Source organism: Lautropia dentalis (assembly GCF_003892345.1).
Taxonomy (GTDB): Bacteria; Pseudomonadota; Gammaproteobacteria; order Burkholderiales; family Burkholderiaceae_E; genus Lautropia; species Lautropia dentalis.
This window is the reverse complement of the sequence record NZ_RRUE01000002.1, coordinates 1,673,099-1,696,959: the sequence shown is the minus strand read 5'-3', so window position 1 is coordinate 1,696,959 and position 23,861 is coordinate 1,673,099. Positions and strand designations below refer to the sequence as shown.

Genomic DNA, 23,861 nt, shown 5'->3' with positions numbered 1-23,861 from the left:
ATTCGGCCGGCTGCCTATCGGCCAGATGGACAAGTGTGCGCGAGGTCACACGCAAAGGAGGGAGGCCCTGCCCGGGAAATATACCCTGGAAGCCTGCAAAGGTTTCCCGAGCGCTGCAAAGGTCTCCGGGCGCTTTTGAGGGCATGATCGGGATGAAGCCAGAAGGCTGCCATGGCGGCAGTGGCGCAGCGCTGTCGGCGGCAAACGGCAACGCACTGGGCCATCCGGGCATGGGCATCAAGGGACCGCAGGGCTTCTGCAGCGGTTGCCTTGCCAGAAAATGCACCTTGAAGGAAGTCCTTCAGGACACAAGACCTTCAGGACACGCTTTCCTCGCTGGAGCGCGACTGGTAGCTGTCCCAGCTGCCACAGCCCGGGCACTGCCAGTAATACTGCTGGCCCCGAAAACCGCAGATGCGGCAGCCATAGTGGCTCATGCGCTGGGTGAGCTTGCGCAGCGAAGCGGCCAGGGCGTCTTCGTCGAGGTCTTCGACGGTGGTGGCACCCGTGCGGTTGCCGCTGCGCGAGAGCGACAGCAGCACCTCCAGCCCGTTGAGCGTCGGGTGCTCGGTGACCAGCTGGCGCACCCACTGGGCCGCGGCCGGCTTGCCATCGAGGCGGGCCACTGCCTCGGACATGGCCCGCAGCATGGCGGGTGACTGCGCAACATCGAGCCGCTGCATGCGGGCGATGGCCAAGCGAACCCCGTCGGCACCACCAACGGCATCGGCCGCCTTGAGCCAGTGATCGACCACACGCTCGACCTGCTCGGGGTGCTCATCGGCCAGTCTGGACCAGACCTCGATGGCCGCGGCAGGCTGCCCTTCCGCCAGGGCGATCTCGCCTTCGACGATCAGCGGACGCGGATGATTGGGCCGTGCCTCGCGGGCCTGCTGCACGAAGCGGTGCGCCTGCTCGAACTTCTTGCTGCGCAGCGCCGCCATGGCCAGCTCGCAGGAGGCCTGGGCGATGATCAGCGCCGGGTCGAACCCGGGCTCGGGCGGCGTGGCGCGGGCCAGTTCGATGACGCGTTCCCAGTCGTGGCTGCGCTGGGCGATTTCCAGCCGCTGTCGCGAGGCGGCCTCGGCATATTCGGTGCCCTGCAGGCGGTTGAAGCTGTCTTCGGCGCGGTCGACCAAGCCGGCCTTCAGGAAGTCCAGCCCCAGCTCATACAGCGCATGGGCACGGGTCTGGCCGTCGAGATCGGCACGGTCGACGAGGTTCTGGTGCACGCGAATGGCCCGGTCGGTCTCGCCCCGACGCCGGAACAGCGAACCCAGCGCAAAATGCAGTTCGCTGGCCTCGGGCTCGATGCGAACCACGTCGACGAAGGCATCGATGGCCTTGTCGGACTGCTCGTTGAGCAGCAGGTTCACGCCGCGAAAGTAGGCATTGCCCAGCGGTGCAGGCTGGTCGTCCAGACGTTTCTCGCCGCGCGAGGCCAGCCAGCCCAGTCCGAAGGCGAGCGGAATGGCCAGCAGCCACCAGTATTCGAACTCCATGGGCTCAGCGTACCGTCAGACGGTCGGCGGAGGAAACACCCAGCAGGGTGGCATCGTCGGAGACATGGCCGGATTGCTCCTGCAGGCGGGCCAGGTCACGACGCAGACGCTTGAGCTGCCGCCCCTGGCGGATGCTGCGCGGCACCACCGACAGAAAGCCCACCAGCAGCCCGAACAGGAAGAACAGCAGCAGGAACACCACCAGCGGGCCGTCAAGGCCCAGCTCCTGGTTGCCGAACACGCCGAGGTGCACGGACTCGGTGTTGCCCAGTGCAAACCCCAGCAGGGCAATGAAGATGACGATTTTGAGCAGCCAGGCGATCACGTGCATGGGCAAAGGACCGAAGGAATCAGGAAGCGGTCGCGTGCAGCGCCCCGTCGACGCTTTCGCGCAACTGCTTGCCGGGTTTGAAATGGGGAACCAGCTTTTCCGGTACGGGAACGGGTTCGCCGGATTTGGGGTTGCGGCCCATCCGCGAATGGCGGTGAGACAGCGCAAAGGTGCCAAAGCCACGGATTTCGATGCGGTGGCGGTCTGCCAGCGCCCTGGCCATGGCGTCGAGGATGGTACGGACGGCGTATTCGGCGTCCTTGGCGACCAGCTGCGGGAAGCGCTCTGCCAGCTTGGCAATCAGCTCCGACTTGGTCATCGTGCCGGGTGCCGACTGGTCGTCTGCGTCGAGTGAATCGGTCACTGCCATCTTGAATATTCAGCAAGGAGTCCCGTGAAAGCACCCAGGATGCTGCGGCATGACCGCCTTGTCCTGCACGCCCGGAAGCGCTTCTGCGGGGACGAACGAGTCCATAACACGCCCTATGATAAAGGAAGCACAGAAAAACTGCCCGGCCCCCTGCCCTTCGTCTGGAAGGCAGGATGACCGGGCAGCCGTGCCGGCCCAGGGAAGGCCACTGGCCTCCCCTTCGGACGGTGGGCCATCCGGGGATGACCCGATGGACGATCAGGAACGATCCTGGTTGTCCAGCTTGGCACGCAGCAGGGCACCCAGGTTGGTGGTGCCGCTGACCGCCGAGCTTTCGGCCATGCGCTGCATGGCGTCGGCCGTATCGGCGTTTTCGCGTGCCTTGATCGACAGGGCGATCGAACGGTTCTTGCGGTCGATGTTGATGATCATCGACTCGACCGTGGCGCCTTCGGTCAGGTGGTTGCGGGCGTCTTCCACACGATCGCGCGAGATTTCGGAGGCACGCAGGTAGCCTTCGACTTCCGGCTCGATCTGGATGGTGGCGCCACGGGCATCCACGCTGGTGACGGTGCCGGTGACCACCGCACCCTTGTCATGGGTGGAGGCAAAGTTGGTGAACGGGTCGCCCTCGAGCTGCTTGATGCCCAGCGAGATGCGCTCGCGCTCGACATCGATGCCCAGCACCACGGCTTCCACTTCGTCGCCTTTCTTGAAGTCGCGCACGGCTTCTTCACCCGACTTGTTCCAGGACAGGTCGGACAGGTGCACCAGACCGTCGATGCCACCGGGCAGGCCGATGAACACGCCGAAGTCGGTGATCGACTTGATGGAACCCTTGACACGGTCGTTGCGGCGGTGGTTTTCGGAGAATTCCTGCCACGGGTTGGCGTGGGTCTGCTTCATGCCCAGCGAGATGCGGCGACGGTCCTCGTCGATCTCCAGAACCATGACCTCGACCTCGTCGCCCAGGCTGACCACCTTGCTCGGGTTGACGTTCTTGTTGGTCCAGTCCATTTCGGACACGTGCACCAGACCCTCGATGCCCGGCTCGATCTCGACGAACGCACCGTAGTCGGTGATGTTGGTGACCTTGCCGAACATGCGGGTGTTCTGCGGGTAGCGACGGCTGATGCCGACCCACGGATCCTCGCCCAGCTGCTTGATGCCCAGCGAGACGCGGTTTTTCTCCTGGTCGAACTTGAGCACCTTGGCAGTGATTTCCTGGCCGACCTGCAGCACTTCCGTCGGATGACGGACGCGGCGCCAGGCCATGTCGGTGATGTGCAGCAGACCATCGATGCCACCCAGGTCGACGAACGCACCGTAGTCGGTGATGTTCTTGACCACGCCCTGGACGATGGCGCCTTCGCTGAGCGTCTCGAGCAGCTTGGCGCGCTCTTCGCCCTGCGACAGCTCGATGACGGCACGACGCGACAGCACGACGTTGTTGCGGCGGCGATCCAGCTTGATGACCTTGAATTCGAGGGTCTTGCCTTCGTACGGGGTGGTGTCCTTGACCGGACGGGTGTCGATGAGCGAACCCGGCAGGAAAGCACGGATACCGTTGGTCATGACGGTCAGGCCGCCCTTGACCTTGCCGGTGACCGTACCGGTGACCAGATCGCCGGACTCCAGGGCGAGTTCCAGCTGCACCCAGGCAGCCAGGCGCTTGGCGCGGTCACGCGACAGGCGGGTTTCGCCAAAGCCGTCTTCGAGCGAGTCGATGGCAACCGATACAAAATCACCTTCCTGAACCTCCAGCTCGCCGCGATCGTTGTAGAACTCCTCGACCGGGACGTAGCTTTCCGATTTCAGGCCGGCGTTGACGACCACGTAGTTATGGTCGACCCGGATGACTTCGGCGGTGATCACCTCCCCCTGCCGCATTTCCTGGCGCTTGAGGGACTCCTCGAACAGGGCGGCAAAACTGTCTTCCGATGCCGGATTCTGGGTAACTTCAGTGCTCATTGATATCCAAAAGATTCTCGCCGGCGGCGTGGCTGTCCATGCATGCCACGACCGGCCAGCGGTGTTGCGGAAAATCCCGGCCCGCCGGAGCGTGACGGCGAACCGGGCACAGAGGCTGCCGTCATGGACACGGCAGCCTGAAAACCTTGATCTGCACACTGCAGCGCCGGGCCAGGCCACAGCCAACCGGTTGGGTGGCCATGATGCATGGCTGGCAGGATGGCCAGGTCACCGTGAGTAGGGCCACACGGAAGGCCGCGGCCCGATGCTGCCGAGGCGCTCACTGCCGCTGCTGCCAGGCAGCCAGCACCTTCTCCACCGTTTCGCCGATGGTCAGGCCAGCCGAATCGAGCCAGAAGGCATCGGCCGCGGGCTTGAGCGGGGCAATGGCCCGGCCGGCATCGCGGTGATCGCGCTCCTGCAGATCGTGCAAAATCTTTTCAAGTTTAACAGAGAAACCCTTTTCCAGCAGCTGTTTGTACCGGCGCTCGGCGCGCGCCTGCACGCTGGCCGTGAGAAACACCTTCAGCGGCGCGTCGGGAAAGACGACGGTACCCATGTCACGGCCATCGGCCACCAGCCCGGGCGCGCGACGGGCACGGTGCTGGATGACATTGAGCGCCTGGCGCACGGCCGGGTGCACGGCCAGCCGCGAGGCCTGCAGGCCGATACCGTCGGCGCGAATGTCGGCCGATACGTCCACACCCTCCAGCAGCACCTGACCCTCGGGGCCGAACTGCGGATCGAGCGATTCGGCGGCACGCACGGCTGCGGCCTCGTTGGCCCCGTCCTCACCGGCCTGCACCAGCTTCATGGCCACCAGACGGTACAGCACGCCACTGTCCAGGTAGTGAAAGCCCAGCTTCTTCGCCACCAGAACGGCCACGGTCCCCTTGCCCGACGCCGTGGGACCATCGATGGTGATGACCGGTACCGCATGATTTTCATGGTGTTTGCGGGATTCGTGCGGGGCGTGTGCAGACATGTCGGGTCTCCTTCGGGATGTCCGGGACGGGCCCGCGCCCTGCCCCGGCCGGAAGGCCGGCTGCAGGGACCGGCCAGCCCCTGGGTCGATGGTTGAAAATCAATACCCTGATTGTCTCACCATCGCCCGTTTGCCGCACCGGGGATTCGCGCCGGCTACCCCAGCACCTGCACGCCCAGCCCCACCTGCCGCGCCAGATCGACGAAACCGGGGAACGAGGTGCCGACGTTGGCCGTGTCCTCGACGCGAATGGCGCCACGACTGCGCAGCGCCGCCACGGTGAAGGACATGGCGATGCGGTGATCGCCATGCGACTGGATGGTGCCGCCGGCAAACGGCGTGGCCTCGCCACCCCGCCCTTCGATGCGCATGCCATCGGGCAGCACCGTGACCGGAAAGCCGATGGCAGCCAGACCGTCGGCCATCACCTGAATGCGGTCGGACTCCTTGACGCGCAGTTCCTCGGCCCCGCGCAGTTCGGTCGTGCCCTCCGCGCAGGCGGCCGCGATGAACAGCGCCGGGAACTCGTCGATGGCCAGTGGCACCCAGGCCGGGTCGATGGCGATGCCGCGCAGGTGCCCACCCCGCACGTGCAGGTCGGCCACGGGCTCGCCCCCCACCGTCCGGGGGTTCAGTTCGGTAATGTCGGCGCCCATGGCCCGCAGCACGTGCAGCACGCCGATCCGCGTGGGGTTCATGCCCACATGACGGAGGATGAGATCGGATCCCGGGCAGATGGCGGCTGCCACCAGGAAGAACGCGGCGGATGAAATGTCGGCCGGCACATCCACCTGCGTGGCGCGCAGTGCCTGCCCGCCCTTGACCGAGGCCGTCGCGCCGTCGCGCCCGACCTGCACGCCGAAGGCCGTCAGCATCCGCTCGGTGTGATCACGCGTGGGGGCTGGCTCGGTCACGCGGGTCTCGCCGTCGGCGTAGAGGCCGGCCAGCAGCAGGGCCGACTTCACCTGGGCACTGGCCACCGGCATGGTGAAATCCACCGCCTTCAGGCCGGCCACCGGATGCACCTGCAGGGGTGGCTTGCCCTCGTGACTGTCGATGCGCGCCCCCATGGTGGCCAGCGGATCGATCACCCGGCGCATGGGACGGCGCGACAGGCTGGCATCGCCCACCATGCGGCTGCCGAAGCGCTGGCCCGCCAGAATGCCGCACAGCAGCCGCATGGACGTACCGGAGTTGCCACAGTCCAGATCGCCGGCCGGCGCCTTCAGGCCATGCAGGCCCACACCGTGCACCACCACCCGGCCATCCACCGGCCCGTCGATCTGCACGCCCATGGCCCGGAAGATCTGGGCAGTTGCCAGCGCATCGGCCCCTTCCAGAAAACCGTTGACCACCGTGTCGCCTTCGGCCAGTGCACCGAACATGATGGCCCGGTGCGAGATCGACTTGTCACCCGGAACCCGGATGTCACCGGAAACCTGCCCCCCCGGGGCCACTTCGTATGCCTGAAACATGAACAAATTCCTCCCGATGAACACCGGTTTTTCCTAGACTGGCGGTCGATCCAGCAAGAAGGACGGCTGGAAGGATTCCGCAACGCCCCGGGCCGGAACGCACACCCAGTTCCTCCGGCCGCAGGCATCAACCTGGTCAAACGGTTATGTTCAACTGGTTTCGTCAATCGAGCAAATCGGCCCCCCGTATCGTGCCGCGGGCAGTTGCCATCGAACCGCCCCCGGCCCCCGGCCAGCGCCCCCTCGCCCAGGGCGACATCGACGAGGTGATCCCCGGCGCCCACCAGCTCAGCTCGCAGGCCCAGCGCGTGCTGCTGCGCATGCCGGCCAATGCCCGCCCGCTGCGCTGCACGCAGGAACATCCGTGGATGCTCGACCGCCTGCTGGCCACCTGGGAGACGCCGGCCGCCTTCCGCCGCCAGCTCAACGACCTGCTGATCGACAGCCGCGGCAACCGTCAGGGATTCAGCTTCGACACACTGACCGAATTGTCCGCGCTGGGGGATTACTACAACACCCACGTGAATCCGCTGGTCGACAGCTGGGCCACGGTGGATCCGCGCTGAACGTCGGGTCGCCGAACGGGCCGTCGGCGCACGTTGCGAACCTGTTCGTCCCGCCACCGTGCGGTTCCTGCCCCCTGGCCCGGCCTGTGCCGGGCCCAGCTGCACCCGTACGGCCGCCGGATGCGCCAGGAGGCCTTCCTGCCCGGCACGGACAGCCCCTTGTTACGCCCCCAGCGACCCCCCGCCGTGCTATCTTTGTCAGCTTTGTTTGACCACCCGGCGAGGGGCACAGCATGAGTTTCGAATTCAGGGAAAACGGCCTGGGCATCCAGGACATCGAAGTGGGTACCGGCGACGAGGCCAAACCGGGCCAGGTCGTGAAGGTGCACTACACCGGCTGGCTGTGGGAGGCCGATCCGACCAGCCCCGAGGGTGGACGCGCCGGCCGCAAGTTCGACTCCAGCCGTGACCGCAACCAGCCCTTCAGCTTCGGCCTGGCCCGTCACGAGGTGATCCGTGGCTGGGACGAGGGCGTGGCCGGCATGAAGGTGGGCGGCAAGCGGCGCCTGCTGATCCCGGCCGACCTGGGCTACGGCGCCCGCGGTGCCGGCGGCGTGATTCCGCCCAACGCCACGCTGCTGTTCGATGTCGAACTGCTGGGCGTCTGAGGTTGCCGGCATTCACGCACATGAAGACGCCCGAAACCTCTTCCGCGGCCACAGCCCCTGACGCAACCGCGGTCAGCAACTTCATCCGTCAGGCGGTGGATGCCGACCTGGCCAGCCGGAAGCTCGACGGGCGCCGCTGGGCCGGCCGCCCCGGAGTGGCCGCCGTGCAGCGCGAGGGCCAGGCCGACCCGGCCCGCATCCGCACGCGCTTTCCGCCCGAGCCCAACGGCTTTCTGCACATCGGTCACGCCAAATCGATCTGCCTGAACTTCGAGCTGGCAGCCGACTATGCGGGGCGCTGCCACCTGCGTTTCGACGACACCAATCCCGAAAAGGAAAACCAGGAATACGTCGACGCGATCATCGATTCGGTGCGCTGGCTGGGCTTCGACTGGCAGTTCGACGATGGCGAGTGCAACCTGTACTACGCCAGCGACTACTTCGAGACCTTCTACCAGATCGCGCTGAAGCTGATCGAGGCCGGTCACGCCTATGTGGACAGCCAGACCGGCGACCAGATCCGCGAGAACCGCGGCACGCTGACCGAGCCGGGGCGCAACTCGCCGTTCCGTGACCGTCCGGTGGCCGAGAGCCTGCAGCTGTTCCGGGAGATGCGGGAGGGCAAACACCCGGAAGGCGCGATGGTGCTGCGCGCGAAGATCGACATGGCTTCGCCCAACATCAACCTGCGCGACCCGATCCTGTACCGGATCCGTCTGGCACACCACCATCGCACGGGCGATGCCTGGCCGATCTACCCGATGTACGACTATGCGCATCCGCTGGAAGATGCGCTGGAGCGGATCACCCATTCGCTGTGCACGCTGGAGTTCGAGGATCACCGGCCACTGTACGACTGGCTGCTGGCCCGCGTGGCCGAAACCGGCCTGCTGGATGCCCCGTTGCCGCGGCAGATCGAGTTTGCCCGGATGAACCTCACCTACACCATCACCAGCAAGCGCAAGCTGAAGGCCCTGGTGGACGAAGGCATCGTGACGGGCTGGGACGATCCGCGCATGACGACCATTGCGGGCCTGCGTCGGCGTGGTTATTCGCCGGCTTCCATCCGGCTGTTCTGCGAGCGGGCCGGCGTGTCGAAGGCCAACCAGCTGATCGACATGGCGGTACTGGAGCAGACGGTGCGCGAGGTACTGGATCCGACGGTCAACCGGCTGCACGTCATCACCGACCCGATCCGGCTGGTGATCGACAACATGGACCCGGCCGAACGGATCGCCTGCAGCGCGCCACGTCATCCGCACCACCCCGAGTGGGGCCAGCGCAGCTTCGAGCTGAGCCGCGAACTGTGGATCGAGCGCGAGGACTTTGCCGAAACCACGCCCAAGGGCTTCTTCCGGCTGACGCCGGGGCAGCTCGTGCGGCTGCGGCACGGCTTCGTCGTGCGCTGCACCGGCGTGGACCGCGATGAGAACGGCGAGATCCTGCAGGTGCACTGCGAGTATCTGCCCGACACCCGCTCGGGTACGCCGGGCGCGGACAGCGTCAAGGTCAAGGGGAACATCCACTGGGTATCGGCCAGCGACGCCGTGCCGGTGGAGCTGCGCATCTTTGCGCCGCTGTTCCTCGACGCCCAGCCGGATGCCGGCGGACAGGATCCACTGGCCAACATCAACCCGGACTCGAAGGTCGTGCGTACCGGCTACGCCGAGCCGGAGATTCGTGAGGCCCGGCCCGAGCAGCAGTTCCAGTTCGAGCGCCAGGGCTATTACGTGGCCGACCGCTACGACCACACGGCCGACAGGCCGGTGTTCAACCGGGTCACGACGCTGAAGGACTCGTTCGGCAAGAAAAAGTGAGGCCCTCCGGGGGCGCTGCGGGCAAGCCCTCTGCGCCCTGCCGCAGACGGTACCGTGATCGTGATGCGCGCCGTCAACACAGGGGCTGCAGGCAAGTCCTCTGGCTGTCGTGCCGCCCCTCCTCTCCTGCCGGCCTTCCCTGCGGGCATCTGCCCGACCCACGCGGGACGGCCGGCTGCTGCGCACGCTGACCGGCGCGCCCACGCGGGAAGGCCGGTTTTTTGCGGATGTCATGTGCATGGCAGGATGGCACCCTGCCCCATACCCCTGACACGCTCCCGCACTCCGTGCCTTGAGCCCGCATTCTGCGCAATAAAGCCCCCCGTTCTGCAGTCAGGTCGCTTGCACCAGGTCGTACTGCGCCACTTCCCCGACCCCGTGCAATCTGTCCTCCTGTATTGAACTGAAGGCTTCCGGGACTGCTGTCAGTAGAAGCACCGGACCCGACGGCGTCGCCAGGCACCTGCGAATCCGCTGCCATCCAGCATCATCCACCAACCATCTGACGTTTTCTCACGAAAACATTCGGCACCACCGTGCATCGAAACGGGCGACTACGTTTGCTAATGATAATGAGTAGTAATAGACTATAGGACCGTTTCATTCGCGCAGTCAGCGAGACGTCCCCATGCAAGACCGTGAACTCTACCTTGGCGAGCGGCCAACCCTGGCCATTCTGAAGAATCCGGCGGAAAGCGCCCTCGACATCAGCAATTTCGAGCCGACCATGCGTCAGCCCTCGCGGCTGCCGGCCTCGGACAATGGTTCTCGCCGTCGCAAGCTGTGGGATCTGGCCGCACACTGTCACTGTCCGATCGTGGGGCTGTGCCTGTCGATGGGTACGCTCCGCAAGCTGGCCGCCCGGACGATGGACGCCCCCCTGCCCCAGGACGACTACGAACTGCATGTCAACGCCGTCAACGAATGTCGCCGGCGTGGCAGCCTGTCCGAGCTGCTGCAGAAGGAGCTGGACCAGCGCTATGCCATGGCCGTGCGCAAGCTGGGAGCAGTCAAGACGGCCGACGCCCTGTACGCGCAGTGGCAGCAGTTCATTGCCCGCAACGAGACCACGGCGGGTCTGTGGGCCTGCATGACCCACCCGCGCTGCGATGCCGCCACGGCCGAGCGCATCTATCGCGAAGTGCACATGCTGCAGCACCAGGCCAGCGCCAGCACGCGTGACCGCGACGAGCGCTATCACGCCCTGGCCGAAGAGCACGCCCGCTGCCAGCAGGACATCGAAAAGGCCCAGCAGCGCTACCAGCAGCTGCAGGTGGACAAGGCCGCCGAAACCGAGGCGCTGAACGCCGAGGTGCAGCGTCTGCGCGCCGACAATGCCGGCAAGGAAAACACCATCCGCCAGCTGCAGGAAGAGCTGGAGGCCCTGCGCCGCCAGGCCGAGGATCTGGACAGCCGCATCGAGCTGTCGCAACAGGTCCGCTGGCTGAGCGAACGCAACCAGGAACTGATGCAGCGCATCGTCGACATGCGCCGCAACATCACGGCCCCCGGCAGTGCACCGGAGCAGCCCGCCACCACCCCGCTGGATGCCACCACGGCCCGCGAGGACGTGCCCGAGGCACATGCCACCGAGAACGGCTGCCCGGCCTGCAGCCCGTCGGCCGACCAGCTCGATTCGCGCGCCGTGCTGTGCGTGGGCGGACGCCATGCAGCCATCTCGATCTACCGGCGCATCGTCGAGAAGAAAGGCGGACGGTTCATTCACCACGACGGCGGCCGTGAGGACAGCGTGCACCGCCTCGATGCCAGCCTGGCAGCCGCCGATCTGGTCATCTGCCAGGCGGGCTGCATCAGCCACAGCGCCTACTGGCTGGTGAAGGACCACTGCAAGCGCACCGGCAAGCGCTGTGTGTACGTGGACAAGCCCAGCGCCAGCGCCTTTGAACGCGGCCTGGTACAGGGCGTCCAGGATGCCCGGACCATCCCCATTACCGTCGACACGGAGGCATGATGATGACGCAGTTCTCACCCCGCACCCGCGCCCGGATCGAAGTGATCGGCTTTGCCCTGCTGGTGGCCGCCATCTGGCTGCTAGTACCGATTACCAACACCACACACTGACGAGCCACACGCACTGGCGGACTACGCGCACGCTCGGGATGCGCATACTCGCAGGTTACACCCCCTGCGGCCTGTTCCGCAGCACCTGGTCGATGATCTTGCCGCCGCCTCCGTGGTCGAACACCCGGATACGGACCGGCAGCATCTTCAGCGACGGCGACAGCCAGATGTCGAAACGTGGTGCATCACTGTCACCCGGCCGGCTGACGGCCACATGCACGGCATCGAAAACGCCGGCATTGGTTCGGATCTTCTCCTGCCGCGACACCTGAAAGAATGGCTCGTCGATACGGCGGGACCCTGCCAGAGGCAGAACGAAGGTCTCGCCAGCCCGGAAACGCGACGCGTCGGCCCGTGCCAGCAGGCCCAGCTGGAAGAAGATCGACAGCCGGTCCTGCGTGCCCTCCGGGAAGGAGTAATCGATGGCCGGATCACCCAGCTGGCGGACGCGCCGGGTTTTGGGGTCGAAGGTGTACTGCCGCTCGGGCCGGCGGCCACGTTTTTCGGAATAGCGGTCGGGCACGAAACCCTGCCCCCCCAGCAGTCCTTCACTCACCTGCTCGATCGTGCCCGAGTAGAACACCGCCAGCACGCCATTGGCCCGCGCCTCGGTACTGAGGCGATAGCGCCCCCCCTGCTGCTTCAGCCGGTAGACCGCACCTGCCACCTGGATGCCCCGGTCGGTGTAGTCGCCGTAATAGACATCGAAGTCCAGCGACAGGCTGGCCGGCAGCGAAGGCAGGGTACGCCCCTGTCCGGGTGATGCAGCGGCTGTCGCCCCGGTGGGCGCGGCAGCAGCACCGGAAGTACCAGCGTCGGATGTACCACCACCGGAGGCATCGGTACCAGCCGCACCAGTTCCGGCGGAAGGCTTGCTGGCAGCAACAGACGCGTCTCCTGCCGCGCGGGCCCCGGAAGCCCCAGCAGCACGGGAAGCCGCTGGCTGCGCAGAAGCGGCTGCGACGACGGCAACGGGTGTGGCCCCAGCAGAACCACTACCAGCGGCCCGGGCAACGGCGCGGCTGGCCGGTACCTCGCGGGCCAGGGTGCTGCGCCCGACGACACTGGTACCCGCTGCGGCCAGGAGCGCTGCAGAAAACTGTCGGCGACGTTCGGAATGACTCATGAAACTCCGGGACGGTGGGCCGCCTGCACGCCGCCTCAGAGGCGGATGGGCCGATTGTCCAGTTCGTTGGGATTGACACCGTCCGGCCGGGCCGGCAGCGCCTCGATGAGCGCCTGCGTCAGCAGGTCGATGGCAGCCAGGACGCCCTCGACCGGCTGCCCCCCTGGCACGGCTGCCCGGGTGATGCACTGGCAGGCCTGCTGCCAGATGCTGGCTGGCAGGCGCTGGTTGACCAGGCGATCTGCGATGATCTCGACCGCATGGTCGGCCGTCAACAGGTAGATGAGAATACCGGTGTTCTCTTCGGTGTCCCAGATACGGTGCTCACCAAAAATCTGCAGGGCACGGCTGCGGGCGCCCAGTCCGCGACGCAGCGCCTGCCAGCCCAGCCGTGGCTCGAGCGCGAAGCGGATTTCACCCCGATGACGGGCTTCACCGGCACCAATGGCCGCTTCGATGCGGTCGAAAGCTGCATCGTCGAACGCCCGCAGGACAGGATCGGGCGCCAGGCCACTGTGACGCCACCAGGCCATCAGGCCACGGTGTGACGCCGGCAGCGCACGGCCCGCAGAAGCGGTATCAGCCCCGGGAGAGGCATCAGCCCCGGGAGAGGCATCAGCCTGCCCGGGTCGGGAATGCAGATCACCAGCCACCGGATGCACCTCCGCCACCAAAGCCACCACCGCCCCCGCCGAAGCCGCCGCCTCCACCGAAGCCGCCACTTCCGCCACCGAAACCACCGCCAAAGCCGCCACCCCAACCCCCGCCACGGCCACCGCGGCCATGGCGATAGGTATGGCGACCCACCTGCTGCATACTGCTGCCCGCCGTGCCCAGCGTGACCAGCAGCACGAAGCCCAGCACGAGCAGCCCCAGCACCACCGCCAGGACCGGTGAGCCGAGGATACCCAGTGCACTGAAACCCATGATGCCGCCGGCCCCGATGGACGCCAGCCAGCGCCCGAAAAAACCCGAGGCGATGATGCCGCCCACCCCCAGGAAGAACATCAGGGGCAGCACATCCTCGGCCCAGACATCGAAGGGATCGGCTGCCTTGCCGGCAGACGGTTCGGGCAGCTGTTCACCGTTGATACGGGCAATCAGGGCATCCACGGCCGCCTTCACGCCACCGTCCCAGTCCTGCTGGCGAAAGCGTGGCAGCAGCTGCTGGTCGATGATGCGTTTGGCCATGCTGTCGGGAATGGCCCCCTCAAGCCCGTAGCCCACCTCGATGCGGGCCCGGCGGTCGTCGCGTGCCACCAGCAGCAGCACGCCGTCATCGATGGCCGTGCCATTGCCGTTGGCCGCCTGTTTGCCCCGCCCCAGCTTCCAGGTTTCGGCCACGCGCAGGCTGTATTCCTCGATGGTCTCGGGCTGGGTGGTGGCCACGATCAGCACGGCCACCTGGCTACCCTTGTCGCGGCTCAGCGCCATGAGCTGCTGGGCCAGGGCATCACGTTTGCTGGCATCGAGCAGGCCGACCGTGTCGGTGACCGGCCCCTTCAGCGGCGGCACGGCCTGCAGCTGCTGGGCCTGCACGGGAGAAAGGAGCAGACAGGCCAGCAGCCACGCCAGCACCACGTGCAACAGCGCCATCACCCCCCGGGACATCCGGCCCAGCCCGCACGCCCCGCCCGACCGGTGTCCGCCAGCCGGCGTGGCATCGTTCGTCGCAGAACGGTTCGGCATCGCACCTGCCCGCAGCAGGCTGAAGGGCAGCAAGGCACGAACCGGCAGGACGCGGACCAGCAGGATGCGGCCCAGCCGGGGATTGCCTTCACGCGGCACCGTTGCTTCCTGTTGTGTCAACGCCATCAAACCGTCCCGTCTCCTGCCCGTGACGCCCACTGCCCGCGCAGCCTGTTGCCCACGCGGCCGGTTATTTGGCGGGCGCCGTTTGGCCGCCACCGAAGTCGACGGTGGGCGGCTTGCTGATGGCGGCTTCGTTCTCGACCGAGAATTGCGGCTTGGGCGCGTAGCCCATGACCTTCGCGGTGAGATTGACGGGGAACTCGCGCACCAGTACGTTGTAGGTGTTGATGGAATCGATGTAGCGCTTGCGGGCCACGGTGATGCGGTTTTCGGTGCCCGCCAGCTCGGCCTGCAGGTCGCGGAAGTTCTGGTCGGACTTCAGCTCCGGATAACGCTCGGCCACCACCAGCAGGCGCGACAGTGCGCCGCCCATCTCGGCCTGGGCATTTTCGAACTGCTTGAGCGAACCGGCATCACCCGGGTTGACGTTGACCTGCCCCACCCGCGAGCGGGCCTCGGTGACCTGGGTCAGCACCTCCTTCTCCTGGGCGGCGTAGCCCTTGACGGTATTGACCAGGTTGGGAATGAGATCGGCACGTCGCTGGTACTGGCTCAGCACCTCGGCCCAGGCACTGTTGGTGGCCTCGTCGGTGCGCTGGATGTCGTTGTAGCCGCAGCCAGTCAGGCCACCAGCCAGAAAACCGGCCACTGCTGCACCGAAAAACCAGCGAAGAACCCGCTGTCCGGTGGAACGCTGCACCATCGTCGTCGGTTGTGCCATGTACCTTGTGTCCTTGCCACGATGAAAGAAGGGGTCCGGTGATGTTACCTGCTTGCCCCGATGGCGATGTTTCGGCCTGTATCGGCCTGCCTTGCGCCGCGTGACGGGCTTCGCATCCTGCCAGTAAAACACAGCGACAGCCCGATATGCAACGACAGCCCTTCAGCCTGCAGCGCCTCCTCGGCCTGCGACGGCACTGCAGGCAGTGACGGACCGGTCAGGCGCAGCGCCGGCAGGCTGCACAACACCGGCAGGCAGCACAGCCACGCCCGGCAGGAAGCCATCCCCAGGCTGGCTGGAACGTGTCACGAACGCATTCGTCCCCGCCAACCCCCGTTGGGGTGTACAGGACAGGGCTGCAGATCGCACGGACCTCATACCTCAAGGTCTGGGCTCAATGGCCTGGGGTACTGCCAGCGCAACCATGCGCGCCCAAAGTGTGCCGTGGGAACGAATGGCCCGGATCCCCCTCAAAGCCACTGCACCAGCGACACGCCCAGCCCGATGCGGGTCTGGCGGTGGTTGTAGTCGATCAGGCTGGCCCCATAGCCATGGAAGAGCTGCAGGTGCGCCTTCAGGTAGCTGCTGATCGGGAAGGAATAGTCCAGCCCCACCGCGCCGTGGCCATGGCCGATGCGCATGGAATTGCGCAGCGTGAGCGCCCATTCGTGCCCGCCGCGGCGATACACCCCCACCACCTCGGCCCGGCCGTAGTAGTCGGTGATGTCGGGGTTGTCATCGTCGGCCGCACTTTCGGGGATGCGCCACCACGGCCGCAGCATCAGCGTCCAGCGTTCGCGCTCCAGCCCCACCTGGAAGATCACCCGGTTCCAGCTGCGCGACAGCGGCAGCGAACGGCCATTGGACTGGTGGTTCAACGACACGGACGCCAGCCGGCCGTGCCACCCGCCAATGCGGTAGTCCGTGCGGAACACCGCCATCACTTCCGGCTCGTAGTTGGTTTCGCGGAAGGGCCGCGACAGGTGCTGGCTGTAGATCTGCCAGAGCGACTTCTGCGTGTAGCCCACCCAGATGTCACCATTGTCGCCAAAGGCGTTCTCGGCCACCTTGGTCTTGAAGCTGATCTGGAACTCCACCTCGGTGCGCCGGGCCTGGTTGGCATTGACGCTGCGATCGCCTCCTGCCAGGCTGCTGGCCCGGTTGGACGGGTTGGGCGAATACGGCGAGCGGTTCAGGCTGCTGGTCCAGTCGACGAACGAGATGTACATCGGCTTGTAGGGCCGCAACAGGAAGCGCCCGCGGTTGACATCGTCGTCCAGCTCCCAGCGGTCGGTCAGGTCGCTGCCCAGGCTGCGGCGCACATCCTGCACGGCCCGAGATGCCTGGCTGCCATCGAGCAGCAGCTTGCCGCGGGGGCTGTCGTTGTCGTCGTCATCATCCAGGCCATCGCCGAGCGCCGGCGCCGGTGTGGCCCGCAGGCCCATCGACGGCGGGGGCGCCGCACGGCTGCCGCCCGTGTCCGCCTCCGAAGCCGGTGCGGGACGGCTGCTCAGCCCCACCCTGCCCTGCCGGGCAGAGGGAAGGTCGCGGTCGGGCGACGGCAGGCGCCGGGCCATCACTTCGTCGTAACAGGCAAGGCGGTCCAGGTCGCTCTGGATGGACACGCAGCGCGAGACCTCGCGAGCGGCGCGGTCCACGTCACGGACCTCGCTGGCGGGCACCAGCACCATGCCACCGGGAAGCTGCGTGGCGGCCTGCGCATGCGCGGCGAAAAGCACGGCCAGCGCGCTCCAGACGGGCGTCTTCAACCTGAAAATGTTCATCCTCTGATTCTACTCAGCCTGTCACCCGGGATTTCCCGCAAAAAAGATGATACGCTGCCGACTTTTCAACCGATCGAAGCCCGGCATCCCCGGGCTTCGGACCATTCCCAGGTCGGTATGGCCCGGGACACCAGGCTGCAGCACACGGAAGAGGTATCGGGGCATGGAGACATCCCGGCACGGCCGCTGGCGCGTGAGGCATCCTGGTGCCCCGTCACCGCTCATTCGGAGACCATCGTGAGCAACCTCCCACTTGACATCAAGGTTGACGAGGCCCTGCAGAATCGCCTCAGCAACATCGCGCAACGCAACAACCGCAGCCTGCAGTGGCTGACACGACAGGCGCTGATGAGCTATGTGGAAGCGCTGGAGCGTGGCGAAGAGCCACCCGACCAGCTCGCCCTGCCGAAGGACTGTGCGCCCGGCGAGCGGGAGAGTACCGGCCAGACCCAGGCCGGCCCGTTCGTCGAGTTTGCCCAGCAGGTTTCGCCGCAGACCCCGCGCCGTGCCGCCATCACCGCGGCCTGGCGCCGTCCCGAGGCCGAGTGCGTGCCCTGGCTGCTCAGCCAGGCCCAGACCTCGGTGCTGGTCGATCCGGCCTTCCAGCAGTCCGTCTACAAGCTGGCCCGCCGCCTGAGCGAGGGCCTGCGCAACCGGCCGCGCTCCGGCACGGTGGAAGCCCTGATCCAGGAATTCGCCCTGTCCAGCCAGGAAGGCGTGGCCCTGATGTGCCTGGCCGAGGCCCTGCTGCGCATTCCCGACCGCGAGACCCGCGACATCCTGATCCGCGACAAGATCGGCGATGGTGACTGGAAATCGCACCTCGGCCAGTCGCCGTCGATGTTCGTCAACGCCGCCACCTGGGGTCTGGTGATCACCGGCAAGCTGGTGGGTACCAGCAGCGAGAGCAGCCTGTCGTCGGCCCTGACCCGTGTGCTCAAGCGCGGCGGCGAGCCCGTGGTGCGCAAGAGCGTGGACCTGGCCATGCGGATGATGGGCGAGCAGTTCGTCACCGGCGAGACCATCGGCGAGGCGCTGGCCAACGCCCGCAAGTACGAAGCCAAGGGCTTCCGCTACTCGTACGACATGCTGGGCGAAGCCGCCATGACCGAGGCCGACGCCCAGGCCTACATGGCCTCGTACGAAATGGCCATCCACGCCATCGGCAAGGCCTCGGCCGGCCGTGGCATCTACGAAGGCCCGGGTATTTCCATCAAGCTGTCGGCCCTGCACCCGCGCTACAGCCGTGCCCAGGCCGACCGCGTGCGCAACGAGCTGATCCCGCGCGTACGCCAGCTGACGCTGCTGTGCCGCCAGTACGACATCGGCCTGAACATCGACGCCGAAGAGGCCGACCGGCTGGAAATCTCGCTGGATCTGCTGGAAGCACTGTGCTTCGACCCGGCCCTGGCCGGCTGGAACGGCATCGGCTTCGTGGTGCAGGCCTACCAGAAGCGCTGCCCGTTCGTGCTCGACTACATCATCGACCTGGCCCGCCGCAGCCACCACCGGATCATGGTCCGCCTGGTCAAGGGCGCCTACTGGGACAGCGAGATCAAGCGTGCCCAGCTCGACGGCATGGACGGCTACCCGGTCTACACCCGCAAGGTGCACACCGACCTGTCCTATCAGGTCTGCGCCCGCAAGCTGCTGGAAGTGCCCGACGCCATCTATCCGATGTTCGCCACGCACAACGCGCAGACACTGGCCACCATCTACGAACTGGCCGGCAGGAACTACTACCCCGGCCAGTACGAATTCCAGTGCCTGCACGGCATGGGTGAACCGCTGTACGAACAGGTCACCAAACCCGTGGCCGAAGGCGGCCTGGGCCGTCCATGCCGCGTGTATGCCCCGGTGGGCACGCACGAGACGCTGCTGGCCTATCTGGTCCGCCGCCTGTTGGAGAATGGCGCCAACACGTCGTTCGTCAACCGTGTCAGCGACCCCAACCTGCCGATCGACCAGCTGATCACCAACCCCATCGAGGAAGCCGCCGGCATCACGCCGCTGGGCGCGCCGCACGACAACATCCCGCTGCCGGTGGACCTGTACACCACCGAGGTATTCGGCAAGCGCACCAACTCCTCCGGCATCGACCTGGCCAACGAGCAGAAACTGGCGGCCCTGTCGGGCGGCCTGCTGGCCAGCACCACCGAAACCTGGCTGGCCCAGCCGGGCAATCGCACACCGGTCAGCCTGCCGAAGGCGGACACACCCGCAGCCACCGGCAAGGATGCCGGCGCCAGCAGCAAAACGGCCGAGGGTACCGGGCAGAAGGCCGGCAGCCCGGACAAGGTCAGCAAGGATGCCAGCGCAGCGGGCAAGGCCGATGCAAAGGCAGAAGGCCAGAGCGCCGCTGCACCCACCCAGCCTGCCGCTGCCAGCCTGCCGGCCGAGGCCAAACCGGTGCTGAACCCGTCCAACCATCACGACGTGGTGGGCCACGTGATCGAAGCCACGCCGGCCGACATCGACGCCGCCCTGAAAGCGGCCACGGCAGCCGCCACGGTCTGGCAGGCCACCCAGCCGGCCGACCGTGCTGCCTGCCTGCTGCGCGCCGCCCAGCTGATGGAAGACCGCATGCCGGTGCTGATGGGTCTGATCGTACGCGAGGCCGGCAAATCGCTGCCCAACGCCATCGCCGAGGTCCGCGAGGCCGTCGACTTCCTGCGCTACTACGGCAACCAGGTATCCGCCGAGTTCAGCAACGATTCGCACCGGCCGCTGGGTCCCGTGCTGTGCATCAGCCCGTGGAACTTCCCGCTGGCCATCTTCACCGGCCAGGTCTCGGCCGCACTGGGTGCCGGCAACCCGGTCATCGCCAAACCGGCCGAACAGACGCCGCTGATCGCCGCAGAAGCCGTCCGGATCCTGCACGAAGCCGGCATTCCGGCCGATGTGCTGCAGCTGCTGCCGGGTGATGGCGTGCAGGTGGGTGCCCCGCTGGTGGCCGATCCGCGCATTGCCGCCGTCATGTTCACCGGTTCGACCGAGGTGGCCCGCATCATCGCCGCCACGCTGGCCCAGCGTCTGGACCGGGACGGCCACACCATTCCGCTGATCGCCGAAACTGGCGGCCAGAACGCGATGATCGTCGACTCCTCCGCCCTGACCGAACAGGTGGTGGCCGACGTGCTGACCTCGGCCTTCGACTCGGCCGGCCAGCGCTGCTCCGCCCTGCGCGTACTGTGCGTGCAGGATGACTGCGCCGACCGCCTGCTGACCATGCTGGAAGGCGCCACCCGCGAGCTGCGCGTGGGCAACCCCGAACTGCTCTCGACCGACGTGGGCCCGGTGATCGACGACGAAGCCCGCAGCACCATCGTCAAGCACATCGACACGATGCGTGCCAAGGGCCACAAGGTCGCCCAGCCTGCCCTGGCCCATGCCGACCAGCACGCCCTGGGCGCCGGTACCTTCGTGCCGCCGACGATGATCGACATCAAGAGCATCAAGGAACTGGGCCGCGAGGTGTTCGGTCCGGTGCTGCACGTGCTGCGCTACAAACGGGAAGACCTCGAATCGCTGGTACGCGACATCAACGGTACCGGCTACGGCCTGACCTTTGGCGTGCATACCCGCATCGACGAAACCATCGAACGGGTGCTCGGCTCTATCCACGCCGGCAACCTGTACGTCAACCGCAACACCGTTGGTGCCGTGGTGGGTGTGCAGCCCTTCGGCGGCGAGGGCCTGTCGGGGACCGGTCCGAAGGCCGGCGGCCCGCTGTACCTGAAGCGCCTGCTGTCCAAACGCCCGGTCACGGTGCTGCCGCGCACGCAGGAGACCGAACAGGCTCTGGCCCAGCTGCTCGAGTGGCTGCCGCGCGCCGGCCTGGTCGAAGCCGACGCCTCCAGCGCCCGCGCCCTGGTCGAGGGGCTGCGCGCGGCCCAGACCGGCATGGAAGAGCAGGTCATGCCCGGCCCCACCGGCGAGCGCAACACCTATCGCCAGGAAGGCCGTGGCCGTGTGCTGTGCGTGGCCTCCACGCCGCTGGGTGCCCTGGCACAGCTGGCCACCTGCCTGGCCACCGGCAACCAGACACTGTTCGTGGGCAGCGGTGCCACCTCGGACGTGATCAACAAGCTGCCCGGCACGCTGCGCGCGAAGGTCAAGCAGCTGAACGAGTCCGAGATCGACAGCGCCGTGTTCGAGGGCGCCCTGTTCGAAGGTGATGCCGACAAACTGAAGGCACTGAACCAGCGTCTGGCCAAGCGTACCGGCGCCATCGTCAACCTGCAGGGTCTGACGCATGACCAGCTGACCGGCGGCGCCTTCTACGGCACCGAGATCCTGCTGGCCGAGCGCGCCATCAGCGTGAACACCGCCGCTGCGGGCGGCAACGCCAGCCTGATGACGATGGTGTAAGCCGTCGCCACCCAGGGCAGCAGGCCACCTGCGGGTGGCCTGCGTGGGGCACCTTGTCAGTAGACAGCCTGGGCCAGCGCAGGGACGCATGAGTCCATGACACGCTCCGGGTGCCGCCGGGCAGGAGCACCATACGGCAAAGGCCGGACCCGTGCTTACGGTCCGGCCTTTGCCGTTTCATTCACCTGCTTCGGGATCTGTCAAAGGCGCTGATCCGGATTCAGGTAAACATCGATTGACAGACCATCCTGAATTACTACAATTGTAGTAACTCAGGGATATCGTGGGATGATCACACCATGACGACTTCCATCGCCATCCGAATCAATCGCGAGCTGTACGACCACGCCCGTACCGAAGCCCGAGCCGAGCACAGAACCATTGCAGGCCAGATCGAGTTCTGGGCCAGTGTGGGCCGTGCAGCCATTGACAACCCTGACCTTCCCGTCAGTTTCATCACGGAATCACTTGCCTCACTGGCAGAGCCCCGCGAAGAGGCGACCCCCTTCATCCCTCGTAGCCAGAATCAGCCAGCATGAGCGACTATCTGCTCAAGCAAACGCGTCGCTTTGCTCGCGCCTACAAAAAGCTGCACGACAATGTTGCGCGAGACGTCGACATGGCTGCAGACACAATCGCCCACAGCCCACAAATCGGGGAGCGCAAGAAGGGCGATCTGGCAGGGCTGCTCGTCTACAAGTTCCGTAGCCAGAACCAGCTCTACCTGCTTGGCTACACCATCGATGAAGGCATACGGTTCGTCTACCTCGAAGCCGTTGGCCCCCATGAAAACTTCTACCGCGACCTGAAACGCGGTTGACACACCTCACCGCCGCTTCGTCCCCGGCGGCTGGGCCCGGTCGAATTCGGCGATGATCGCCTCGATGTCGGCACGGTGGGCGTGCAGCAGGTCCACCAGCGACTTCTTCCTGCGCGGGGCCTTTGCCGGTTTGGCCGATGCCATCATGGCCTGATCGGCGGCCAGCAGGGCAGCCAGCCCTTCCGGATACAGCGGCGTTTCGGGCTTCGTGTCCTCGGGGCGCACCCAGATGGCCGAATAGTCGGTACCGTCGCTTTCCTTGCCCCGCAGCACCTCACGGCCGTAGAGCGAGGCATCGGTGAAGCGTGCATCGTAGACCAGCACGATCTCGTGACGGGGTTCGTCCCCCACCCGGAAACGGTTTTCCAGCGTGCCGATGAAGCGCACATCGGCAATGTCGGCCCCCAGTTCTTCCTTCACCTCGCGGACCAGTGTCTGCGCGCCGGACTCCCCGAATTCGATGCCGCCCCCGACTGGCCGCAGGTAGGCGCCCTGACGGTGCGGATCATGGCCACGCACGGCCAGAATGCGGCCTTCATGCCTGAACACACAGATGGCCACCGGCCGGATGACTTGCGCTGTCATGATGTCTCCTGAAAAACCTGCCGGGCAGGCGAAGGGATGAAAAGGCACTGTTGCGGATACGGCCTGCCGGATGACCCGAAGATGGCCGAACACGACAAGGCATTCATTGCCAAGGATTATCCCTGATTTCCCGGCCTGCCGACAGCCAGCCGCGACCGGCAGTCCGGTGCCCCGGGCGGACACGGCAAAACAGTCGGCAGACTTGCAAAACCACCCGGAGTGATGCAGAATCGCATCATCTCTGACGCGAGGCAAACATGCGTACCACCGTCACCATCGACGACGCACTCTACGAACAGGCACTGGAAGTGGCCGACCCCGACATGGACAGGTCCGACCTGTTCCGCGAGGCGGTCAGGGTATTCGTGCGCGTGCAGTCTGCCCGGCGTCTTGCCGCGCTGGGTGGCAGCGCCCCCGACATGACGCTGCCCACCCGTCAGCGTACAGACGCGTCCCATGCCGGGTACAGCCACACCGTGCACGAAAACACGCCCCCTTACGGGGCGCCAGCGGGCAGCGACACATGACGCCCTTCGTGCTCGTGGACAGCAGTGTCTGGATGCGCCATTTCAAATATGGCGACGTGCGGCTGGCCACCCTGCTCGCGCAGGATCAGGTGGCCATTCATCCCTTCATCATCGGCGAGATCGCCTGCGGCACCCCGCCGCGCCGCGTCCAGCTGCTGGGTGACCTGCGCAGACTGCGCAGTGTCCAGCAGTGCAGCCTGAACGAGCTGCTGGCCTTCATCGACCGTCACCAGCTACAGGGACTGGGCTGCGGCCTGGTCGATCTCTTCCTGCTGGCCTCCACCCTCATGACGCCCGTCACACAGCTGTGGACCGCAGATCGCCGGCTCGATGCACTCGCCCGGCGCTTCGGGGTAGCCTATCCCCCCGTCGACGATCCTGCCTGACGCACCACCCGGCAGCCCGCTT

At 66.4% G+C, this 23,861-nt stretch carries 20 protein-coding genes and 1 pseudogene; 9 read left to right on the top strand and 12 right to left on the bottom strand.

What is annotated here, in order from left to right:
* Positions 1-317: 317 nt before the first annotated feature.
* From EHV23_RS14915 to aroA, 6 genes are all read right to left on the bottom strand, one after another.
* The gene (locus EHV23_RS14915) at positions 318-1,502 is read right to left on the bottom strand and encodes a lipopolysaccharide assembly protein LapB (protein ID WP_125096754.1); all 1,185 of its coding nucleotides are present in this window, start codon (positions 1,500-1,502) and stop codon (positions 318-320) included.
* Positions 1,503-1,506: 4 nt separating this feature from the next.
* Positions 1,507-1,833 carry a lipopolysaccharide assembly protein LapA domain-containing protein gene (locus EHV23_RS14910; protein ID WP_125096753.1) on the bottom strand — a complete coding sequence of 109 codons (327 nt, stop codon included), beginning with the start codon at positions 1,831-1,833 and terminating at the stop codon, positions 1,507-1,509.
* Between the two features lie 19 nt (positions 1,834-1,852).
* Positions 1,853-2,152 carry an integration host factor subunit beta gene (locus EHV23_RS14905; RefSeq protein ID WP_125096912.1) on the bottom strand — a complete coding sequence of 100 codons (300 nt, stop codon included), beginning with the start codon at positions 2,150-2,152 and terminating at the stop codon, positions 1,853-1,855.
* Between the two features lie 309 nt (positions 2,153-2,461).
* Complete coding sequence (gene rpsA / locus EHV23_RS14900) at positions 2,462-4,174, bottom strand: 30S ribosomal protein S1 (protein ID WP_125096752.1); 1,713 nt, start codon at positions 4,172-4,174, stop codon at positions 2,462-2,464.
* Positions 4,175-4,454: 280 nt separating this feature from the next.
* Positions 4,455-5,159: a (d)CMP kinase gene (cmk, locus tag EHV23_RS14895; RefSeq protein ID WP_125096751.1), complete on the bottom strand. Its 705-nt coding sequence runs from the start codon at positions 5,157-5,159 to the stop codon at positions 4,455-4,457.
* 155 nt (positions 5,160-5,314) lie between these two features.
* Complete coding sequence (aroA, locus tag EHV23_RS14890) at positions 5,315-6,634, bottom strand: 3-phosphoshikimate 1-carboxyvinyltransferase (protein ID WP_125096750.1); 1,320 nt, start codon at positions 6,632-6,634, stop codon at positions 5,315-5,317.
* Positions 6,635-6,780: 146 nt separating this feature from the next.
* Here aroA and EHV23_RS14885 point away from each other — a divergent pair, with 146 nt between their 5' ends.
* The 4 genes from EHV23_RS14885 (at position 6,781) to EHV23_RS14870 (ending at position 11,597) form a co-directional block, all read left to right on the top strand.
* On the top strand, positions 6,781-7,200 hold the full coding sequence (locus EHV23_RS14885; RefSeq protein WP_125096749.1) for a hypothetical protein: 420 nt from the start codon (positions 6,781-6,783) through the stop codon (positions 7,198-7,200).
* Between the two features lie 233 nt (positions 7,201-7,433).
* Entirely contained in the window at positions 7,434-7,808 is a 375-nt protein-coding gene (locus EHV23_RS14880) for an FKBP-type peptidyl-prolyl cis-trans isomerase (RefSeq protein WP_125096748.1), read from the top strand.
* A 20-nt stretch (positions 7,809-7,828) separates the two neighbouring features.
* Positions 7,829-9,625, top strand: coding sequence for a glutamine--tRNA ligase/YqeY domain fusion protein (locus EHV23_RS14875; protein ID WP_125096747.1), 1,797 nt, complete (start codon positions 7,829-7,831; stop codon positions 9,623-9,625).
* 628 nt (positions 9,626-10,253) lie between these two features.
* Positions 10,254-11,597, top strand: coding sequence for a DUF2325 domain-containing protein (locus EHV23_RS14870; protein ID WP_125096746.1), 1,344 nt, complete (start codon positions 10,254-10,256; stop codon positions 11,595-11,597).
* A 165-nt stretch (positions 11,598-11,762) separates the two neighbouring features.
* On the opposite strand, the gene EHV23_RS14865 is transcribed toward EHV23_RS14870, so the two are convergent.
* From EHV23_RS14865 to EHV23_RS14845, 5 genes are all read right to left on the bottom strand, one after another.
* Positions 11,763-12,833, bottom strand: coding sequence for a DUF3108 domain-containing protein (locus EHV23_RS14865; protein WP_125096745.1), 1,071 nt, complete (start codon positions 12,831-12,833; stop codon positions 11,763-11,765).
* 35 nt (positions 12,834-12,868) lie between these two features.
* On the bottom strand, positions 12,869-13,366 hold the full coding sequence (locus EHV23_RS14860; RefSeq protein ID WP_158616006.1) for a TPM domain-containing protein: 498 nt from the start codon (positions 13,364-13,366) through the stop codon (positions 12,869-12,871).
* Between the two features lie 109 nt (positions 13,367-13,475).
* On the bottom strand, positions 13,476-14,648 hold the full coding sequence (locus EHV23_RS14855; protein ID WP_238990481.1) for a TPM domain-containing protein: 1,173 nt from the start codon (positions 14,646-14,648) through the stop codon (positions 13,476-13,478).
* A 64-nt stretch (positions 14,649-14,712) separates the two neighbouring features.
* On the bottom strand, positions 14,713-15,348 hold the full coding sequence (locus EHV23_RS14850; protein WP_238990511.1) for a LemA family protein: 636 nt from the start codon (positions 15,346-15,348) through the stop codon (positions 14,713-14,715).
* Positions 15,349-15,836: 488 nt separating this feature from the next.
* Positions 15,837-17,150: a phospholipase A gene (locus EHV23_RS14845; protein WP_203229024.1), complete on the bottom strand. Its 1,314-nt coding sequence runs from the start codon at positions 17,148-17,150 to the stop codon at positions 15,837-15,839.
* A gap of 237 nt (positions 17,151-17,387) precedes the next feature.
* Here EHV23_RS14845 and EHV23_RS16685 point away from each other — a divergent pair, with 237 nt between their 5' ends.
* The 3 genes from EHV23_RS16685 (at position 17,388) to EHV23_RS14830 (ending at position 22,341) form a co-directional block, all read left to right on the top strand.
* The gene (locus tag EHV23_RS16685; protein ID WP_238990480.1) at positions 17,388-21,521 is read left to right on the top strand and encodes an L-glutamate gamma-semialdehyde dehydrogenase; all 4,134 of its coding nucleotides are present in this window, start codon (positions 17,388-17,390) and stop codon (positions 21,519-21,521) included.
* 299 nt (positions 21,522-21,820) lie between these two features.
* Positions 21,821-22,060, top strand: coding sequence for a ParD-like family protein (locus tag EHV23_RS14835; RefSeq protein ID WP_125096742.1), 240 nt, complete (start codon positions 21,821-21,823; stop codon positions 22,058-22,060).
* A complete protein-coding gene (locus EHV23_RS14830) occupies positions 22,057-22,341 on the top strand; it encodes a type II toxin-antitoxin system RelE/ParE family toxin (protein ID WP_125096741.1) in 285 nt (94 codons plus the stop codon). Before EHV23_RS14835 ends, EHV23_RS14830 begins: the two co-directional genes overlap by 4 nt.
* A gap of 6 nt (positions 22,342-22,347) precedes the next feature.
* Here the strand turns inward: EHV23_RS14830 and EHV23_RS14825 are convergent, their stop codons facing one another.
* On the bottom strand, positions 22,348-22,926 hold the full coding sequence (locus EHV23_RS14825) for an NUDIX hydrolase (protein ID WP_125096740.1): 579 nt from the start codon (positions 22,924-22,926) through the stop codon (positions 22,348-22,350).
* A 257-nt stretch (positions 22,927-23,183) separates the two neighbouring features.
* Between EHV23_RS14825 and EHV23_RS14820 the strand changes: the two are divergent.
* Positions 23,184-23,369, top strand: a pseudogene (locus EHV23_RS14820) (type II toxin-antitoxin system VapB family antitoxin); the annotation flags it as partial.
* Between the two features lie 116 nt (positions 23,370-23,485).
* Positions 23,486-23,839, top strand: a complete 354-nt coding sequence (locus EHV23_RS14815) for a VapC toxin family PIN domain ribonuclease (protein ID WP_420813066.1) — start codon at positions 23,486-23,488, stop codon at positions 23,837-23,839.
* Positions 23,840-23,861: the final 22 nt, after the last annotated feature.

Coding starts and splice junctions, on each gene's coding strand:
- EHV23_RS14915 (WP_125096754.1), bottom strand. CDS start 1,502: ATGGAGTTCGAATACTGGTGGCTGCTGGCCATTCCGCTCGCCTTCGGA.
- EHV23_RS14910 (WP_125096753.1), bottom strand. CDS start 1,833: ATGCACGTGATCGCCTGGCTGCTCAAAATCGTCATCTTCATTGCCCTG.
- EHV23_RS14905 (WP_125096912.1), bottom strand. CDS start 2,152: ATGACCAAGTCGGAGCTGATTGCCAAGCTGGCAGAGCGCTTCCCGCAG.
- rpsA (WP_125096752.1), bottom strand. CDS start 4,174: ATGAGCACTGAAGTTACCCAGAATCCGGCATCGGAAGACAGTTTTGCC.
- cmk (WP_125096751.1), bottom strand. CDS start 5,159: ATGTCTGCACACGCCCCGCACGAATCCCGCAAACACCATGAAAATCAT.
- aroA (WP_125096750.1), bottom strand. CDS start 6,634: ATGTTTCAGGCATACGAAGTGGCCCCGGGGGGGCAGGTTTCCGGTGAC.
- EHV23_RS14885 (WP_125096749.1), top strand. CDS start 6,781: ATGTTCAACTGGTTTCGTCAATCGAGCAAATCGGCCCCCCGTATCGTG.
- EHV23_RS14880 (WP_125096748.1), top strand. CDS start 7,434: ATGAGTTTCGAATTCAGGGAAAACGGCCTGGGCATCCAGGACATCGAA.
- EHV23_RS14875 (WP_125096747.1), top strand. CDS start 7,829: ATGAAGACGCCCGAAACCTCTTCCGCGGCCACAGCCCCTGACGCAACC.
- EHV23_RS14870 (WP_125096746.1), top strand. CDS start 10,254: ATGCAAGACCGTGAACTCTACCTTGGCGAGCGGCCAACCCTGGCCATT.
- EHV23_RS14865 (WP_125096745.1), bottom strand. CDS start 12,833: ATGAGTCATTCCGAACGTCGCCGACAGTTTTCTGCAGCGCTCCTGGCC.
- EHV23_RS14860 (WP_158616006.1), bottom strand. CDS start 13,366: ATGGCCTGGTGGCGTCACAGTGGCCTGGCGCCCGATCCTGTCCTGCGG.
- EHV23_RS14855 (WP_238990481.1), bottom strand. CDS start 14,648: ATGGCGTTGACACAACAGGAAGCAACGGTGCCGCGTGAAGGCAATCCC.
- EHV23_RS14850 (WP_238990511.1), bottom strand. CDS start 15,348: ATGGTGCAGCGTTCCACCGGACAGCGGGTTCTTCGCTGGTTTTTCGGT.
- EHV23_RS14845 (WP_203229024.1), bottom strand. CDS start 17,150: ATGAACATTTTCAGGTTGAAGACGCCCGTCTGGAGCGCGCTGGCCGTG.
- EHV23_RS14835 (WP_125096742.1), top strand. CDS start 21,821: ATGACGACTTCCATCGCCATCCGAATCAATCGCGAGCTGTACGACCAC.
- EHV23_RS14830 (WP_125096741.1), top strand. CDS start 22,057: ATGAGCGACTATCTGCTCAAGCAAACGCGTCGCTTTGCTCGCGCCTAC.
- EHV23_RS14825 (WP_125096740.1), bottom strand. CDS start 22,926: ATGACAGCGCAAGTCATCCGGCCGGTGGCCATCTGTGTGTTCAGGCAT.
- EHV23_RS14815 (WP_420813066.1), top strand. CDS start 23,486: ATGCGCCATTTCAAATATGGCGACGTGCGGCTGGCCACCCTGCTCGCG.